16 protein-coding genes and 4 tRNA genes are annotated in these 15,637 nt (G+C 54.1%); 18 read left to right on the top strand and 2 right to left on the bottom strand.

Going from position 1 to position 15,637, the window contains the following annotated elements; genetic code table 11:
- Positions 1–9: 9 nt before the first annotated feature.
- The 18 genes from wecB to F3J40_RS23510 all read left to right on the top strand — a co-directional run bounded on the left by wecB (position 10) and on the right by F3J40_RS23510 (position 13,244).
- Entirely contained in the window at positions 10–1,146 is a 1,137-nt protein-coding gene (wecB, locus tag F3J40_RS23595; protein ID WP_167018517.1) for a non-hydrolyzing UDP-N-acetylglucosamine 2-epimerase, read from the top strand.
- On the top strand, positions 1,136–2,392 hold the full coding sequence (wecC, locus tag F3J40_RS23590) for a UDP-N-acetyl-D-mannosamine dehydrogenase (protein ID WP_167018515.1): 1,257 nt from the start codon (positions 1,136–1,138) through the stop codon (positions 2,390–2,392). The genes wecB and wecC overlap by 11 nt, the downstream gene beginning before the upstream one ends.
- Entirely contained in the window at positions 2,389–3,465 is a 1,077-nt protein-coding gene (gene rfbB / locus F3J40_RS23585) for a dTDP-glucose 4,6-dehydratase (protein WP_167018513.1), read from the top strand. Before wecC ends, rfbB begins: the two co-directional genes overlap by 4 nt.
- Positions 3,466–3,474: 9 nt before the next feature.
- Positions 3,475–4,356, top strand: a complete 882-nt coding sequence (gene rfbA / locus F3J40_RS23580) for a glucose-1-phosphate thymidylyltransferase RfbA (RefSeq protein ID WP_167018510.1) — start codon at positions 3,475–3,477, stop codon at positions 4,354–4,356.
- A complete protein-coding gene (gene rffC, locus F3J40_RS23575) occupies positions 4,334–5,041 on the top strand; it encodes a dTDP-4-amino-4,6-dideoxy-D-galactose acyltransferase (RefSeq protein ID WP_167018509.1) in 708 nt (235 codons plus the stop codon). The genes rfbA and rffC overlap by 23 nt, the downstream gene beginning before the upstream one ends.
- Positions 5,028–6,158 (top strand): dTDP-4-amino-4,6-dideoxygalactose transaminase, encoded by a 1,131-nt coding sequence (gene rffA, locus F3J40_RS23570; protein WP_167018507.1) that lies wholly within the window; start codon positions 5,028–5,030, stop codon positions 6,156–6,158. The genes rffC and rffA overlap by 14 nt, the downstream gene beginning before the upstream one ends.
- Entirely contained in the window at positions 6,158–7,408 is a 1,251-nt protein-coding gene (gene wzxE / locus F3J40_RS23565; RefSeq protein WP_167018505.1) for a lipid III flippase WzxE, read from the top strand. Before rffA ends, wzxE begins: the two co-directional genes overlap by 1 nt.
- Complete coding sequence (gene wecF, locus F3J40_RS23560) at positions 7,405–8,475, top strand: TDP-N-acetylfucosamine:lipid II N-acetylfucosaminyltransferase (RefSeq protein ID WP_167018503.1); 1,071 nt, start codon at positions 7,405–7,407, stop codon at positions 8,473–8,475. Before wzxE ends, wecF begins: the two co-directional genes overlap by 4 nt.
- Positions 8,472–9,842: an ECA oligosaccharide polymerase gene (wzyE, locus tag F3J40_RS23555; RefSeq protein WP_167018501.1), complete on the top strand. Its 1,371-nt coding sequence runs from the start codon at positions 8,472–8,474 to the stop codon at positions 9,840–9,842. Before wecF ends, wzyE begins: the two co-directional genes overlap by 4 nt.
- Before the next feature lie 2 nt (positions 9,843–9,844).
- On the top strand, positions 9,845–10,585 hold the full coding sequence (gene wecG / locus F3J40_RS23550) for a lipopolysaccharide N-acetylmannosaminouronosyltransferase (RefSeq protein WP_167018499.1): 741 nt from the start codon (positions 9,845–9,847) through the stop codon (positions 10,583–10,585).
- 158 nt (positions 10,586–10,743) lie between these two features.
- Positions 10,744–10,820: transfer RNA gene (locus F3J40_RS23545), tRNA-Arg, on the top strand.
- Positions 10,821–10,907: 87 nt separating this feature from the next.
- Positions 10,908–10,983, top strand: a tRNA-His gene (locus tag F3J40_RS23540).
- A 15-nt stretch (positions 10,984–10,998) separates the two neighbouring features.
- A tRNA-Leu gene (locus F3J40_RS23535) sits at positions 10,999–11,085 on the top strand.
- Between the two features lie 30 nt (positions 11,086–11,115).
- Positions 11,116–11,192, top strand: a tRNA-Pro gene (locus F3J40_RS23530).
- 585 nt (positions 11,193–11,777) lie between these two features.
- Positions 11,778–12,137: a type II toxin-antitoxin system RelE/ParE family toxin gene (locus tag F3J40_RS23525; protein WP_167018497.1), complete on the top strand. Its 360-nt coding sequence runs from the start codon at positions 11,778–11,780 to the stop codon at positions 12,135–12,137.
- Entirely contained in the window at positions 12,134–12,433 is a 300-nt protein-coding gene (locus F3J40_RS23520) for a helix-turn-helix domain-containing protein (RefSeq protein ID WP_167018495.1), read from the top strand. The genes F3J40_RS23525 and F3J40_RS23520 overlap by 4 nt, the downstream gene beginning before the upstream one ends.
- Before the next feature lie 173 nt (positions 12,434–12,606).
- Positions 12,607–12,879: an AbrB/MazE/SpoVT family DNA-binding domain-containing protein gene (locus tag F3J40_RS23515; protein ID WP_167018493.1), complete on the top strand. Its 273-nt coding sequence runs from the start codon at positions 12,607–12,609 to the stop codon at positions 12,877–12,879.
- Positions 12,879–13,244 carry a type II toxin-antitoxin system PemK/MazF family toxin gene (locus F3J40_RS23510; RefSeq protein WP_167018490.1) on the top strand — a complete coding sequence of 122 codons (366 nt, stop codon included), beginning with the start codon at positions 12,879–12,881 and terminating at the stop codon, positions 13,242–13,244. Before F3J40_RS23515 ends, F3J40_RS23510 begins: the two co-directional genes overlap by 1 nt.
- Positions 13,245–13,295: 51 nt before the next feature.
- Here F3J40_RS23510 and hemY read toward each other — a convergent pair whose 3' ends face one another.
- Positions 13,296–14,492, bottom strand: coding sequence for a protoheme IX biogenesis protein HemY (gene hemY, locus F3J40_RS23505; RefSeq protein ID WP_167018488.1), 1,197 nt, complete (start codon positions 14,490–14,492; stop codon positions 13,296–13,298).
- A 2-nt stretch (positions 14,493–14,494) separates the two neighbouring features.
- Positions 14,495–15,628 (bottom strand): uroporphyrinogen-III C-methyltransferase, encoded by a 1,134-nt coding sequence (hemX, locus tag F3J40_RS23500; RefSeq protein WP_167018486.1) that lies wholly within the window; start codon positions 15,626–15,628, stop codon positions 14,495–14,497.
- Between the last annotated feature and the right edge of the window lie 9 nt (positions 15,629–15,637).

The raw sequence follows: 15,637 nt of genomic DNA, 5'->3' as shown, positions 1-15,637 counted from the left end.
AGAGCGCATGTGAAAGTTCTGACCGTTTTTGGAACCCGACCAGAAGCCATCAAAATGGCCCCTCTGGTGAAAGCGCTGGCGCAGGATGCTGCGTTCGAATCGCGTTTATGTGTCACTGCGCAGCATCGCGAAATGCTCGATCAGGTATTACGCCTTTTCGAGCTTCAGCCAGACTACGACCTGAATATTATGCGTCCCGAACAGGGGCTGACAGAAATTACCTGTCGCATCCTGCAGGGGATGAAAACCGTGTTTGCCGAATTTCGCCCTGACGTGGTGTTAGTTCATGGCGACACCACGACCACACTGGCCGCGAGCCTGGCCGCATTTTATCACCAGATCCCGGTGGGACACGTCGAGGCCGGACTGCGCACGGGTGATTTGGCTTCACCGTGGCCGGAAGAGGGCAACCGTCGGCTGACGGGAAATCTTGCCCGATTCCATTTTGCACCTACCACTCGCTCGCGCCAGAATCTGCTTAATGAAAACATTCCCGCCAGCCAGATCGAGGTAACGGGCAATACGGTGATTGACGCGCTGCTATGGGTGCGTGACCGGGTATTAAATGACAGCGAGCTGAATAACCAACTCAGCGCACGCTACCCGTTCCTCGATGCGCAGAAAAAATTGATTCTGGTGACGGGCCATCGTCGCGAAAGCTTTGGCGGTGGCTTTGAGCGTATCTGCACGGCGCTGGCGCAGATTGCGCGGCAGCATCCGCAGGCGCAAATCGTCTATCCGGTGCATCTTAACCCCAACGTTAGCGAGCCCGTGAACCGCATTCTGAGCGGCATCGACAATATCATCCTGATCGAACCCCAGGAGTATCTGCCGTTTGTCTGGTTAATGAACCGCGCCTGGATCATCCTGACCGATTCTGGCGGTATTCAGGAAGAGGCGCCTTCGCTGGGTAAACCGGTGTTGGTGATGCGCGATACCACGGAACGGCCTGAAGCCGTCGATGCCGGAACGGTGCGCCTTGTAGGTACGGATATTGAAAAAATCGTAAATGAAGTCAGTACATTACTGACGGATGAAGCGATGTGGCAGGCCATGAGCCATGCCCACAATCCTTATGGCGACGGCAGCGCCTGCGCAAAGATTTTACATGCACTGAAAACGTCTGGATTACAACATGACCTTTAACACCATCTCCGTTATCGGACTGGGTTACATTGGGCTGCCTACCGCAGCCATTTTTGCCTCTCAAGGGAAACGCGTTGTTGGCGTTGATGTTAATGCCCACGCAGTAGAAACCATTAATCGCGGCGACATTCATATCGTCGAACCGGAACTGGATGCGGTAGTGAAAACCGCAGTGCAGCAAGGTTTGCTGCGAGCCACCTTAACGCCGGAAGCGGCAGACGCGTTTTTGATCGCGGTGCCGACGCCATTTATGGCCGACCACCAGCCCGATTTGCGCTACGTTAAAGCCGCCGCCGAGTCGATTGCGCCAGTGCTCAAAGCCGGTGATTTAGTGATCCTGGAATCCACTTCTCCAGTGGGTTCGACTGAGCAGATGGTGACGTGGCTGGCTGCTGCGCGCCCGGATCTGCGTTTTCCACAGCAGGGTGAGCAGCCCGATATCTTTATCGCCTACTGCCCTGAACGGGTATTGCCTGGGCAGATCATGCTCGAGCTGGTGAAAAACGATCGGGTGATTGGCGGCATGACGCCAGAGTGCTCGGCACGTGCCAGTGCGCTGTACCGTATTTTCCTGCAAGGTGAGTGCGTGGAAACCAATGCGCGCACCGCTGAAATGTGCAAACTGACCGAAAACAGCTTCCGCGACGTCAACATCGCTTTTGCCAACGAACTGTCACTGATTTGCGCAGAGCAAGACATTAACGTGTGGGAGCTGATTGCGCTGGCCAATCGCCATCCGCGCGTTAACATTCTCCAACCGGGTCCCGGCGTGGGCGGTCACTGCATTGCGGTTGATCCGTGGTTTATCGTGGCACAAAACCCACAACAGGCACGCCTCATCCGCACCGCGCGTGAAGTCAACGATGCCAAACCCCACTGGGTGCTGGACCAGGTGAAAAAAACCGTGGCGGATTGCCTGGCGCAGAGCAACAAACGCGCCAGTGAAGTCACTATTGCCTGCTTCGGTTTAGCTTTTAAGCCCAATATTGACGACCTCCGTGAAAGCCCGGCGATGGAAGTGGCGCAACTGATTGCCGAGTGGCATCAGGGCAGCAACTGGGTAGTAGAACCGCACATTAGCCAGCTCCCCGCTGCACTGACTACCAGCCAACTGGTGGGTACGCAGCAGGCGCTGGAACAGGCCGATATCCTGGTAATGTTGGTAGATCATCAGGCGTTTCGCGCCATTGATGGCGGCCAGCTAGTGCAACAATGGATTGTTGACACTAAAGGAGTCTGGCGATGAAGCAATTTTTAATCACGGGTGGCGCGGGGTTCATTGGCTCCGCATTGGTACGCTATCTGATTAACCACACGGAACATCGCGTGGTGGTGGTAGATAAACTCACCTATGCTGGCAATCTCAGTTCGCTGAGCAGCGTCAGTGCGAATCCACGCTTTGCCTTTGAGCAGGTGGATATCTGCGATCGCGCTGAGTTAGATCGCGTGCTCCAGCACTATCAGCCCGATTGTTTGATGCACCTGGCGGCAGAGAGCCATGTCGATCGCTCGATTGACGGGCCCGTGGCGTTTATTGAAACCAATATTCTCGGTACTTTTCATCTGCTCGAAGCCACGCGCCATTACTGGAGCCAGCTCGCAGAAGCACGTAAAAGTGCATTTATTTTCCACCATATTTCCACCGATGAAGTGTTTGGCGATCTGCATGACGAGCAGAGTTTCTTCACCGAAACCACCCCTTATGCCCCCAGCAGCCCCTATTCGGCATCGAAAGCCGGCAGCGATCACCTGGTGCGAGCCTGGCTGCGTACTTACGGCTTACCCACCATCATCACCAACTGTTCAAACAACTACGGACCGTACCATTTCCCGGAAAAGTTGATCCCTCTGACCATTATTAATGCGTTGGCGGGTAAGCCATTGCCGGTGTATGGCAACGGACAGCAAATCCGTGACTGGCTGTTTGTGGAAGACCACGCCCGGGCGCTGTACTGCGTGGTGAGCAGCGGAAAAGTGGGGGAGACCTATAATATTGGTGGGCACAATGAACGACGCAATCTGGACGTCGTTGAAACGCTGTGCGACTTGCTGGACGAACTGGCTGAAGATCGTCGCCCTGTTGGCATCGCCAGCTACCGTGAGTTGATCACCTTTGTGACTGACCGACCCGGCCACGATCAGCGCTATGCCATTGATGCCAGCAAAATTGAGCGTGAGCTTGGCTGGACGCCCGCAGAGACCTTCGAAAGCGGTATGCGCAGCACGGTGAGCTGGTTCCTCAACCATGAAAGCTGGTGGCGTAATATTCTGGATGGCAGCTATCGCGCTGAGCGCCTCGGCCTCGCTGCCCGTCAGTAAGGAGTTTTCATGAAAGGTATTATCCTTGCAGGCGGCAGTGGCACGCGACTGCATCCGATCACCCGTGCCATCTCCAAGCAGCTGTTGCCGGTGTACGACAAGCCGATGATCTATTATCCGCTGTCGGTGCTGATGCTGGCCGGCATTCGCGATATTTTGCTGATCACCACGCCGCAGGATCGCAGTGACTTTGAGCGTCTGCTGGGCGACGGTAGCGAATTTGGTGTGCGCCTGAGCTATGCCGAACAACCCAGCCCAGACGGGCTGGCGCAGGCATTTATCATTGGTGAATCTTTTATTGGCGACGATAGCTGCTGCCTGGTGCTGGGCGATAACCTCTATTTTGGCCAGGGGTTTAGTCCAAAACTCAAAAAAGTAGCGGCCCGCACCCAGGGGGCTACCGTATTTGGCTATCAGGTGATGGACCCCGAACGATTTGGCGTGGTGGAGTTTGATGATGACTTCAATGCGATCTCAATAGAAGAGAAACCCACTAAGCCTCGTTCACGCTGGGCCGTAACCGGGCTCTATTTCTATGATAATCGGGTGGTGGAGTTCGCTAAACAGGTCAAACCTTCGGAGCGGGGCGAGCTGGAGATCACTGCGATTAACCAGATGTATCTTGAGCGCGGCGAACTGGCGGTGGAACTGCTGGGGCGCGGCTTTGCCTGGCTTGACACTGGCACCCATGACAGCCTGATAGAGGCGAGCATGTTTGTGCAGACGGTAGAGAATCGCCAGGGGTTCAAAATTGCCTGTCTGGAAGAGATTGCCTGGCGCAATGGCTGGTTGAGTGACGATCAGCTACGTGCGGCGGGAGAAGCGCTAATCAAAACTGGCTACGGTCAGTATCTGTTGGATCTGTTGCATGTCCGTCCACGTCAATATTAATCCCCTTCACTGGGAACAGGACTTTTTTGGCCTGAGCAGTGCCCGTCTGGATCTGGATGGCGAGATGCCGCTGGCCGAAGCGCTGGCAGCGCCCTATGCGCTATTGCAGGTTAAAGTCCCTGCCGATCGCAGCACAACCCTTGATGTACTCAGTCAACATGGCTTTCAACTGGTGGAAGGGGAAGCGGATTTTTGCCTGACCATCGCGGCGACAGAACGGCAGAGTGGCATTCGTATCGCGCGTGAAAGCCAGATTCCGCTGCTGCGTAGCGCGGCGGCAGAGGTCTTCAGCCAGAGCCGTTTTCGTGCGCCGTGGTTCAGCGCCGATGCCAGCAGCCGTTTTTATGCCCAGTGGGTGGAAAATGCCGTGCGTGGCACCTTTGATCATCAATGTCTGCTGGCGAGTGATGAGCAGGGCAATCTGCTGGGATTTGCCTCGCTCCGTGAACAGTCCGGTGAGGGTCGAATCGGTTTACTGGCCGTGATGCCTGATGCACGCGGTAATGGTTTGGGTGAACGCTTACTGTTGGCTGCGGCGGACTGGTGCCGGGTCAGACGATTATCGCACTTGCGTGTTGCGACACAGCTCAGCAACCTCGCGGCAATGCGCCTTTATTCACGCAGTGGGGCGAGGCTGGAAAGCACCGCCTACTGGCTCTACAGGAAAAATCATGATTCCATTTAATGCGCCACCCGTTGTCGGTAGCGAAAGCGAATATATGCAGTCAGCCATGGCGAGCGGCAAGCTGTGTGGTGACGGTGGCTTTACTCGTCGCTGTCAGCAGTGGCTTGAACATCGCTGTGGCAGCAAGAAAGTATTGCTGACGCCATCCTGCACCGCGTCGTTAGAGATGGCCGCAATCCTGATCAATATTCAGCCCGGCGATGAAGTGATCATGCCGAGCTACACCTTTGTTTCCACCGCCAATGCGTTTGTTCTAAGGGGTGCGACCATCGTCTTTGTGGACGTTCGTCCGGATACGCTCAATATTGATGAAACCCTGATTGAAGCCGCGATTACCGAAAAAACGCGCGCGATTGTCCCTGTTCACTATGCGGGCGTGGCCTGTGAAATGGACACCATCCTGGCATTGGCGGACAAGTACAACCTGTTTGTGATTGAAGATGCCGCTCAGGGGGTGATGTCGCGCTATAAAGGCCGTCCTCTTGGCACCCTGGGCCATATTGGCTGCTTTAGCTTCCATGAAACCAAAAACTACACGGCTGGAGGGGAAGGCGGCGCAACCTTGATTAATGACGCTAGCCTGATTGAACGCGCAGAGATCATCCGCGAGAAAGGGACCAACCGCAGCCAGTTCTTCCGTGGTCAGGTGGATAAATATACCTGGCGTGATATTGGCTCCAGCTACCTGATGGCCGATTTACAAGCGGCCTACCTCTGGGCACAGCTGGAAGTGGCGGACCGTATCAATCAGCAGCGACTGCGTTTGTGGCAGCGTTACTATGATGCGCTGCAACCGCTGGCGGCCGAGGGGCGGATCACGCTGCCGGTGGTGCCAGACGGGTGCGACCATAATGCGCATATGTTCTACATTAAGCTGCGCGACCAGGCAGACCGTCAGGCGTTAATCAACTGGATGAAAGAGGCGGAGATCCTCGCGGTGTTCCACTATATTCCGCTGCATTCGTCACCCGCAGGGCTGGAGTTTGGCCGCCTGCACGGCGAAGACCGCTTCACGACCGTAGAGAGCGAGCGTCTGCTGCGGTTGCCGCTGTTTTATAACCTGTCAGACAATAATCAGACCACGGTGATTAACTCGTTGCTGAGTTTCTTTTCCTGATGTCGCTGGCGAAAGCCTCGGTGTGGACGGCGGCCTCCACACTGGTAAAGATTGTTGCAGGCCTGGTGGTCGTCAAGCTGTTGGCCGTCAGTTTTGGCCCGGAAGGGGTAGGGCAGGCGGGTAACTTTCGCCAGCTCGTGACCGTGTTGGGCGTGCTGGCCGGCGCGGGTATCTTTAATGGCGTTACCGCGAGCGTAGCGCAGTACCAACAGCAACCGGAGCAGCTGCGTACGTTAACGGGAACGGCATCGGCGATGGTGTTGGGTTTCTCGACGCTGCTGGCGCTGGTGTTTATTCTCGCCGCAGGCCCGATAAGCCAGGCGTTGTTTGGTCATGATGGCTACCAACAGGTGATTCGCATTCTGGCGTTTCTGCAACTGGGCATTGCCTGGGCCAACCTGACGTTAGCGTTAATTAAAGGCTTCCGCGATGCTCGCGGTAACGCTCTGGCGCTGATTGTCGGCAGCCTTATCGGCGTATTGGGGTATCTGCTCTGCTGGTGGCTGGGCGGCTACGCTGGCGCTCTGGTAGGGCTGGCACTGGTGCCTGCGCTACTGGCGATCCCTGCCATGCTGCTGCTTAAACGTCGTGTTCCGTTGCCACTGTCCTGGTTGAAACCCTGCTGGCACAGCGGCATGGCACGTAGCCTGGCAAAATATACGCTGATGGCGTTAATCACCTCCGCGACAATACCGCTGGCATGGATGATGATGCGAAACTTGCTGGCGGCTCACGCTGGCTGGGCGCAGGTGGGCTTGTGGCAAGCGGTGACCAGCATCTCGGATGCCTATCTGCAATTTATCACGGCGACCTTTAGCGTCTGGCTTCTGCCTACGCTGGCACGGCTACAACATAAACGGGATATCGCGGTAGAGATTGGCCGGGCACTGCGCTTTGTTATTCCTGCGGTAGCGGCAGCCAGCCTTTTAGTCTGGCTCCTGCGTGATGTGGCTATCTGGCTGCTATTTTCAGACCGTTTTACCGCCATGCGTGACCTGTTCGTCTGGCAGTTAAGCGGTGATGTGTTTAAAGTAGCAGCCTATGTTTTCGGTTATCTGGTGATTGCAAAAGCCTCTTTGCGCTTTTATTTGCTCACTGAGATCAGCCAGTTTGCGCTGTTGACCGGTTTTTCACGCTGGTTGATTCCATTGCATGGCGCTACGGGGGCTGCTCAGGCCTACATGGCGACCTATATCTGCTACTTTGCCCTTTGTTGCGGCACTTTTGCCCTCTATTGCCGAAAAAAATGACTGTAATTCATGTTTTAGGGGCTGATATTCCCCACCATAACCAGACTGTATTGCGCTTCTTTAATGATGTGCTTAGTGAAGCTCAGCCGAGTGCTGCGCCACGCCGCTTTATGGTGGTGAGCCGCGAGCCGCAGAGCCTGTTAAGCTTCCCAGCGCTGGATATCGAAATTTTCGCCAGTAAAAAAGACCTGGCACAGACGTTGGTTGCGCGTGCCCGCGATCGCCAACAGCGTTTCTTCTGCCACGGTCAGTTTAATCCCTGGATTTGGCTGGCGCTGCTGAGTGGCAAGATTCAGCGTGGGCAGCTGTTGTGGCACGTTTGGGGAGCCGATCTGTATGAAGATTCGCGCAGCCTGAAGTTCCGCCTGTTTTATCTGCTACGTCGCCGCGCTCAGGGCCGTGTTGCGCATGTTTTTGCCACCCAAGGCGATCGGCTCTATTACCAACAGCGACATCCAAAGGTGGCGACGTCACTGCTCTATTTCCCGACGAAAATGCCTGCGGTCGCCCCACAGACGCAGGCCCCACAGGGGCCGCTGACCATTCTGTTAGGGAACTCTGGCGATGCCAGTAACCGACATATTGCCGGGCTGGAGGCCATTCATGCCCAGTTTGGCAGTGAGGTAAAGGTTGAAGTCCCGCTTGGCTACCCGCCAAATAATCACGCGTATGTTGAGGAAGTTGCGGCGGCTGCACAGCGCCTGTTCCCACAGGGTCAGGTTAACCTGCTGCGTGACAAGCTGGCCTTTGATGACTATCTGCAGCTGCTGGCGCGCTGTCAGTTGGGTTATTTCATGTTTGAACGCCAGCAGGGTATTGGCACGCTATGCCTGCTGATTCAGGCGCATATTCCGTTCGTACTCCAGCGCAAAAACCCCTTCTGGCATGACCTTGCGGCGCAGAATCTGCCGCTGCTGTTCAGTGATGAAGCCTTAACACCCGCGCGTATTGCCGAAGCTCAGCAACAGTTGGCGTTGTGCGATCAGCAGCAGATTGCGTTTTTTGCCCCAGGCTATCTTGCGGGTTGGCGTCATGTTTTAGCGTTGTGTGAAGGAGAATCATCATGAGCCTGATGCAGTTTAGTGGCCTGTTGGTGGTTTACCTGCTCTCGCTGGGGTTCATTCTGACCCTGACCTGGCGTGAATTTAAACGGGTACGTTTTAACTTCCACCTGTTTTTCACCCTGTTGTTTCTGTTGACCTTTTACTTTGGCTTCCCGCTTACCAGCGTGCTGGTGTTCCGTTTCAACGTCAACGTTGTCCCTGCGGTGAATCTGCTTGAGGCGTTACTGGGTGCAACGGCGTTCTATGCCATCTATTACGTCAGCTATAAAGTCCGGCTCCGGCCTGCGGTGGCGGCCCCCCCTCGTCCGTGGTTGCAGATGAATCGCGTAGAGACTCACCTGACCTGTGTGCTGCTGGCATTAGTGGCTATTGGCACGGTAACGGTCTTCTTTATGCATAACGGACTTCTGCTGTTCCGCCTCACGGCATACAACCAAATCTTCTCCAGCGAAGTCTCTGGTGTGGCGCTGAAACGCTTTTTCTACTTCTTTATCCCCGCCATGCTGGTGGTTTACTTCCTGAAGCCAACCTGGAAGAACTGGCTGATGTTCCTGGCGGTCACTGTTGCCTTCGGCCTGCTAACGTATGCACTGGTGGGCGGTACGCGTGCCAATATCATCATCGCTTTTGCGCTGTTTTTGTTTATTGGGATTACCCGAGGCTGGATCACGCTGTGGATGCTGCTGTTTGCAGGCGTGATGGCGGTAGGCGGCATGTTCTGGCTGGCGCTACGGCGCTACAACCTGGACGTGATGGGGGAAGAGGCGGTTTATACTTTCCTCTATCTGACGCGTGACACCTTCTCGCCGTGGGAGAATCTTGGCCTTCTGCTGGAGAATTATCATAAAATTCACTTCCAGGGCATCGCCCCGATGTGGCGGGATTTTTACGTCTTCATTCCCAGCTGGCTATGGCATGACCGGCCTTCAACGGTGTTGAACACGGCGAACTATTTCACCTGGGATGTGCTGGATAATCACTCTGGCCTGGCCATCTCACCGACCTTATTAGGTTCACTGGTGGTGATGGGCGGCGTGTTTGCGATTCCACTGGGTGCCGTTTTTGTCGGGATGATAATGAAAGGCTTTGATGCGCTGTATCAGCGCGGTCGTGAAGAGAGCAACCGCTACAGCGGGGCCATTCTGCAAAGTTTTTGCTTTGGTGCGGTGTTTAATATGATCGTGCTGGCGCGTGAGGGACTGGATGCCTTTGGCTCGCGAGTGGTGTTTTTTGCCGTGATCTTCGGGGCTTGTGTGTTGGTGGCTAAGCTACTTTACTGGCTGCTGGACTATGCGGGTGTCATTCGTGTGCGAGCAACGGCGATAACTCTGCCCGTCGCCAGCGCGGCAACTCATGAAAAAAATGGATAACCATGACGACCTCTTTTGAAAAGCCACGCTTTAGCATTCGTGGCGTGGCGTTGTACGGCTTTAAAAGTACCGCGGCTTTTCTGGATTTTCTGCTGCCTGGGGAGCAGGTACGCAGTGGCACTCTGGTGGCGATTAACGCTGAAAAGGTGCTGACCGCTGAGCGAGACAGTGAAGTGAAAGAGCTGCTGGATCACGCGGAGTTTAAGTATCCCGATGGCATCAGCATTGTGCGCTCTATTCGCAAAAAGTATCCCGAGGCGCAAATTGCCCGCATAGCCGGCGCGGATTTATGGGAAGCGCTGATGGCAAGGGCAGGAGAGCGCGGTATTCCGGTGTTTCTGATTGGCGGCAAGCCTGTGGTGCTGGATGCCACATGCGACAAACTCCGTCAGCAGTGGGGCGTTAATATTGTCGGCACGCAGGATGGCTACTTTGCCGCTGAAGAGCGCGAAGCCCTGTTTGCTCGCATTGCTGCCAGTGGCGCGCAGATTGTTACGGTTGCGCTGGGCTCACCGCGTCAGGAGCTGCTGATGCGTGATTGCCGGCAGTATGCACCCGATGCGCTGTATATGGGCGTGGGCGGTACGTACGATGCTTTTACTGGCCATGTGAAGCGCGCACCGAAAATCTGGCAGAAAATGGGGCTGGAGTGGCTCTACCGTCTGATTCAGCAACCCAGTCGCTGGCGCAGGCAGATAAAGTTGCTGAAATATCTTGGCTACCATTTGCGTGGCGAACTGTGATTTTGCCGCTTATTTCAGCAATCACGGCCGCTAACGGTGGGTTTGTGTACGGTTTCGCGACGAAGTGCGCAAACTCTGAGCATACGCGATTTTTTTATAAAAAAGCACTGGACAGGATCGCCCCGAGTCCTTAGTATGCACATCCGCAACGGCGCTACGCGCCCGTAGCTCAGCTGGATAGAGCGCTGCCCTCCGGAGGCAGAGGTCTCAGGTTCGAATCCTGTCGGGCGCGCCATTAACTTGGGCGCATGAGCTTCGGTGGTAAGATTTACCGCGTTAGGCAGTGATTAGTAAGCAGTAATGTTTACGCACCAGAATTATGGTGGCTATAGCTCAGTTGGTAGAGCCCTGGATTGTGATTCCAGTTGTCGTGGGTTCGAGTCCCATTAGCCACCCCAAATTTTGCTGGACATGCGATGGTGGCGGAATTGGTAGACGCGCTAGCTTCAGGTGTTAGTGTTCTTACGGACGTGAGGGTTCAAGTCCCTCCCTTCGCACCAGGCAAAATTAAGTAGTACAGGGTAAAAAATCGGCGAGTAGCGCAGCTTGGTAGCGCAACTGGTTTGGGACCAGTGGGTCGGAGGTTCGAATCCTCTCTCGCCGACCAATTCGAAGAACCTGCTTGAAAAAGCAGGTTTTTTTTCGTCTGTCATAAACCCACCGCCGACAGTGTCGCTTTATTCTTTTGTGGATGTCGCTATCTGGTGACGTTTAACGCATTGATAAATAACATCCTTACCTTTCTTTGCACCGTTTGTCGTTAACCGGCGACACCTGAGCCTGTGCGTTGCAAACACAGTGCCAAACATCTTTTCTTTATATACTTGATAAGTAAGTAAAAAATTCATTTTCTGCCATTCTGGCACGGCTTGTGCAATACTTAGCGTGTAGATGCTCATTCTATTTTTTATGTCAGCTTCGGCGACATAAGCCCAGGAATGATGCAGAGCCCTATTGGGTGCCTGTTGTCCGGTTTGTCTGTATCGCTTCGGCCTTACAGCAGTAAGGGACAATACGTTGAGTCGGGCACCTTTCGGTTGTCAAACCGACCTGATCCTTACACCTGCCTCGGCAGGTGTTTTTTTTATCCTGAATTCCGCTGTAATGCTGTAAATCAAGCCGTGTCCTGCTGCGATAATAGTCTGTGGTCTATATCTTTCCGATAGTCTAAAATCTATCAGGATAATGCGACGTGTGGACGATTGAAGTAACGGATAACTTCTCCAACTGGTTTGATCAGCAGGATAATGAGATACAGCTAGATGTGATTGCCGCGTTGACGCTACTTGAGCAGGATGGGCCAAACCTGTCTCGGCCTCATGTATATACGCTCTATGGTTCTGCACTGACCAATTTGAAAGAACTGAGAGTACAGAGCAAAGGTAGGCCAGTGCGTTGCTTTTTTGTGTTTGATCCCCGTCGATGTGCAATCGTGCTGTGTGCAGGGAATAAGACGGGTAAGCAAGAAAAAATTTTCTACCGGAGAATGATCAAAACGGCAGAGCAGGGGTATTTCCGACATCTTCAATCTTTGAGTAGGGGGAAAAAATGAAAACATTAAACGATCTTCGTGCAACGCTTACCCCTGATGAACAGCGGCAGGTGAGTGATAAAGTCGCTCAAATGCGGCTAGACACCCAGCTGTTTAAGCTGCGTGAAGCGATGGAAAAGACCCAGCGTGAGCAGGCAACAGCAATGGGTATTGCCCAGCCCTCCGTAGCCGCGATTGAAGCCCGAGGGGAAGATTTAAAAATTGCCACTCTGAAACGATATGTAGAGGCGCTGGGAGGAGAATTGACGCTGGCAGTGAATATGCCCGGAGGGCGGCGGATTGATTTTACTTTATGATGTAAAAAAGCCGGGCTGTAGACCCGGCTTTCACGTTTCTGAAGCTTCATAGCTTTCCAAACCTGCTTCGGCAGGTGTTTTTTTGCCTGTGCAAAGATCGTTTTTTATCCAGAATGACAATGGGCATAATTTGCACTACTCTATGTGAGACAAAGTCACACACAGGAGCATTTATGCCATTATCCAGACTCCGACAACAGGGTGGTGCTGTTGTACTAACCATACCCGGTGAAATCATTGCCAGCATGGGCTGGCGTATCGGAACGGAACTTGATGTTTCCGCTTCAGGTGAAGGTGTAAGCATCACACCTCTTCACAGGACCGCCAGAGGCCGCAAAACGGTTAGTGAGCTGCTGGCAGGCATCGATAGTGAAGAGATTATACTTCTGAATCAGGAGTTAAGTGATGAGCTATCTTCGGAGCCGACAGGTAGAGAGGATATTTGATGGTTTCAAGGAGGATTCCTCAAAAGGGCGAAATCTGGCACGTTAATGGCGATCCGGTATCAGGAAAAGAATTTAAAGGCCCTCATTACTATTTGGTGATTTCTGTACGAGAACTGGTGGCTGCATTGGGTACGGCTGTTTGTATTCCGGTCACGAGTGGAGGCCAGGCTGCACGCTCGGCGGCTGTTACCGTTTATATAGATGGAAGCAGCACAGATACAGGAAAGGTCACAGGTGTTGCCCTGTGTTATCAGCTCAGCTCTCTGGATTTGCCTGCCAGAAATGCCAGTTTCAGCGCAAAAGTAGAACCCCATGTCATGGATGAAATATTGGCAAAAATTGTGGATTTAATCGATCCACAATAAAAAAGCCGGGCCGACCTGAATGATCGACCCGGCTTTTAACTGTCTTGAGATTTACTGCCCTGGATTATTCTTCAGCGTCAGCAACAATCCTTCACGACGCATGGTTGCCGCGTCTTCCGGGCGGCGCAGATGATCGTAAACATCGGCCAGCCAGGCGTAGTCAAACGCATCAGGACGCTGTGCCAGCGCCTGCTTAAACGCTTCTGCCGCCGGTTCCCATTCACCGTGACGCATCAGTAACTGGCCCAGGGTGCTGTGCAGCAATGGCGTGGCACCGTGTTGTTTAATCTGCTGACGCAGGGCTTTTTCCAGCGCCGCAGTATTGCCGCTTTGAATGCGGGGCATCAGTAACACCAGACGGTCGTCGTAATGTTTTTTCAGCCCTTCCAGCAGAATGCTTTGTGCAGTATCTGCATCATCGCACTCAATCAGATGTTCAGCCATTGCGACCTGGAGTGTCGTTTCCTGGCGCGTTTTGCGGCTCTGATTCTGCCACCAACGCTTCAGGCCTTCGCTACCCTGATCGGCCATTGCCTGGCTCATTAAGCCCAGCCATGCCTGCTGTTGCAGTGCCAGACGATGATCTTCTGTGGCGACCTGCACTTTTTCCATCGCCGGAAGAATATCGATCAACGCACTCCAGGCACCGGTTCTGACATAGGCTTGTTCTGCCAGGCGCAGGACTTCAGGATGGCGCGGAGCGACTTCCAGCAGGCGATCGATGGTATGGCGCGCCGCATGATCTTCATTACGTGCCAACTGGATACGTGCGCGAGTGATCGCGACCGGGATAGTGTCATTGTCAGACAGCTCGGCGGCACGCGCCAGATGCTGATTCGCCCGTGTTTCATCACCACGCTGTTGTGCCGCTTCGGCCGCCAACAGGTAATTAGCCACTGGCACATCAGCATGATCAGCATCGCGTGATAGCAGCTTTTCTACCTGTTTGTAGTCACCTTCCGCCAGCTTCATCAACGCACTTTGCGTTTGACGCTGGGCACGACGGCGCTTACGTCCGCTGAACCAGCCGCGCGTGCGCTTTCCGGTCATAAACAGGCGGCGAAGTAGCCATTCAACGCCAAGGATGATCAACAGTGCCACAATCAGGATGATCGACAGGCCGGTGACGGTGGTTTCAATGTTCCAGTTGTCGGTCTGGATCAGCACGTAGCCCTGGTGACCGGCAATCATCGGTCCCACCACGATACCGGCGATGAGTAACACAAACAGGATTAGCACTTTTAACATGCTTAACCTCCCTGCTGATGTGGCGCGACAGAGGGCTGTGCCATCAGGCTACGCACGCGTGTCTGCATCAGTTTATCGAGCAGTGGCTGGCTGGTCAGACTCTCTGGCAGATCCATATTGATGCTCTGCTGGCTAAGATCGTCCAACTGGTTCAGGAAGGCTTTGGTGGCCGCATCGTTAGTATCGTACCAGGCGCGAACCCAGGTAGAAACCGCATCGATCGACTGCTTATAAACTTCATTCTGGTGGCGTGGTACCGCTTGTGCGGCAATCAGCAGACGCGAGCGGATATTTTCCCGCAAATAGATGTCCTGGTTAGGGGCCAGCAGTGGTTGCGCGGTGGTATCGCGGCGACGGATGGTAATGAAGTCATCCATAAAGTTGTGCCAGCTTTTAACCAGGTTTTGTCGCCATTCACGCAGGGAGCTGGAGAGTTCCCCGCTGTCGTTGTCCATCGGCGAATCATCACTGTCGTTGTCAGCGAGACGCAGGTTATCCACGCCATTGGACAGCTGATTCAGACGCAAAATAATGCCGTCATAGTCGACCTGACTGATGGCAGAAAGCGTGCTGATATCTTCCGTCAGTGCGCGACGTACGTTCATCACGCTAGGGTCGTTCATATCTGCGAGGCTGTCATCCGCACTTTTTAGCAGGGCGGCGGCGGTAGTGACATCCTGATCGCTCCACAGCTTGCGTCCGGCCAGTTTCACCAGGTAGTCAGCCTGAGAAATAAGCCAGGTGTTCACATCATTACCGGAAATCATCGCAACCCGCTGGCGTAAATCATCCAGGGCTTTCGCGGTGGCTTCCTGTTGGCTACGAGCCTGCTGTAGCGCAGTGTTAGCGCTATTGAGCTGCTGTGCCAGCTGCTGATTTTCACGGTTATTTTGTTGCTGCAACGCGCTGAGTTGATCGCTCAGCTGTTGATTAACCTGTGCCTGCAAATCGGCCTGCTGTTTCCCATGCAGATATAAACCGGTTCCCAGCGCCAGTGCGATAACAATCGCAACTGCGCCCAGCACCAGACCACCATTTTTCTTCTGGTGGGTCTGCGGGTTCTGAGCAGATGAGAGGCTTTTTTCCGCTGGGGTGGTCTCTTCAACCATGGCGGAGGAGTCTTTGTGTTCCGTCATTGTGGCACA

Source organism: Candidatus Pantoea multigeneris, assembly GCF_011752615.1.
GTDB classification, from domain to species: Bacteria; Pseudomonadota; Gammaproteobacteria; order Enterobacterales; family Enterobacteriaceae; genus Pantoea; species Pantoea multigeneris.
The sequence above is the reverse complement of the archived record's forward strand: the minus strand, read 5'-3'. Positions and strand labels throughout refer to the sequence as shown.

Bases quoted from the DNA above. Each gene is read 5' to 3' on its own strand.
- wecC (WP_167018515.1), top strand. From the start codon at position 1,136: ATGACCTTTAACACCATCTCCGTTATCGGACTGGGTTACATTGGGCTG.
- rfbB (WP_167018513.1), top strand. From the start codon at position 2,389: ATGAAGCAATTTTTAATCACGGGTGGCGCGGGGTTCATTGGCTCCGCA.
- rfbA (WP_167018510.1), top strand. From the start codon at position 3,475: ATGAAAGGTATTATCCTTGCAGGCGGCAGTGGCACGCGACTGCATCCG.
- rffC (WP_167018509.1), top strand. From the start codon at position 4,334: ATGTCCGTCCACGTCAATATTAATCCCCTTCACTGGGAACAGGACTTT.
- rffA (WP_167018507.1), top strand. From the start codon at position 5,028: ATGATTCCATTTAATGCGCCACCCGTTGTCGGTAGCGAAAGCGAATAT.
- wzxE (WP_167018505.1), top strand. From the start codon at position 6,158: ATGTCGCTGGCGAAAGCCTCGGTGTGGACGGCGGCCTCCACACTGGTA.
- wecF (WP_167018503.1), top strand. From the start codon at position 7,405: ATGACTGTAATTCATGTTTTAGGGGCTGATATTCCCCACCATAACCAG.
- wzyE (WP_167018501.1), top strand. From the start codon at position 8,472: ATGAGCCTGATGCAGTTTAGTGGCCTGTTGGTGGTTTACCTGCTCTCG.
- wecG (WP_167018499.1), top strand. From the start codon at position 9,845: ATGACGACCTCTTTTGAAAAGCCACGCTTTAGCATTCGTGGCGTGGCG.
- F3J40_RS23520 (WP_167018495.1), top strand. From the start codon at position 12,134: ATGAAAACATTAAACGATCTTCGTGCAACGCTTACCCCTGATGAACAG.
- F3J40_RS23515 (WP_167018493.1), top strand. From the start codon at position 12,607: ATGCCATTATCCAGACTCCGACAACAGGGTGGTGCTGTTGTACTAACC.
- F3J40_RS23510 (WP_167018490.1), top strand. From the start codon at position 12,879: ATGGTTTCAAGGAGGATTCCTCAAAAGGGCGAAATCTGGCACGTTAAT.
- hemY (WP_167018488.1), bottom strand. From the start codon at position 14,492: ATGTTAAAAGTGCTAATCCTGTTTGTGTTACTCATCGCCGGTATCGTG.
- hemX (WP_167018486.1), bottom strand. From the start codon at position 15,628: ATGACGGAACACAAAGACTCCTCCGCCATGGTTGAAGAGACCACCCCA.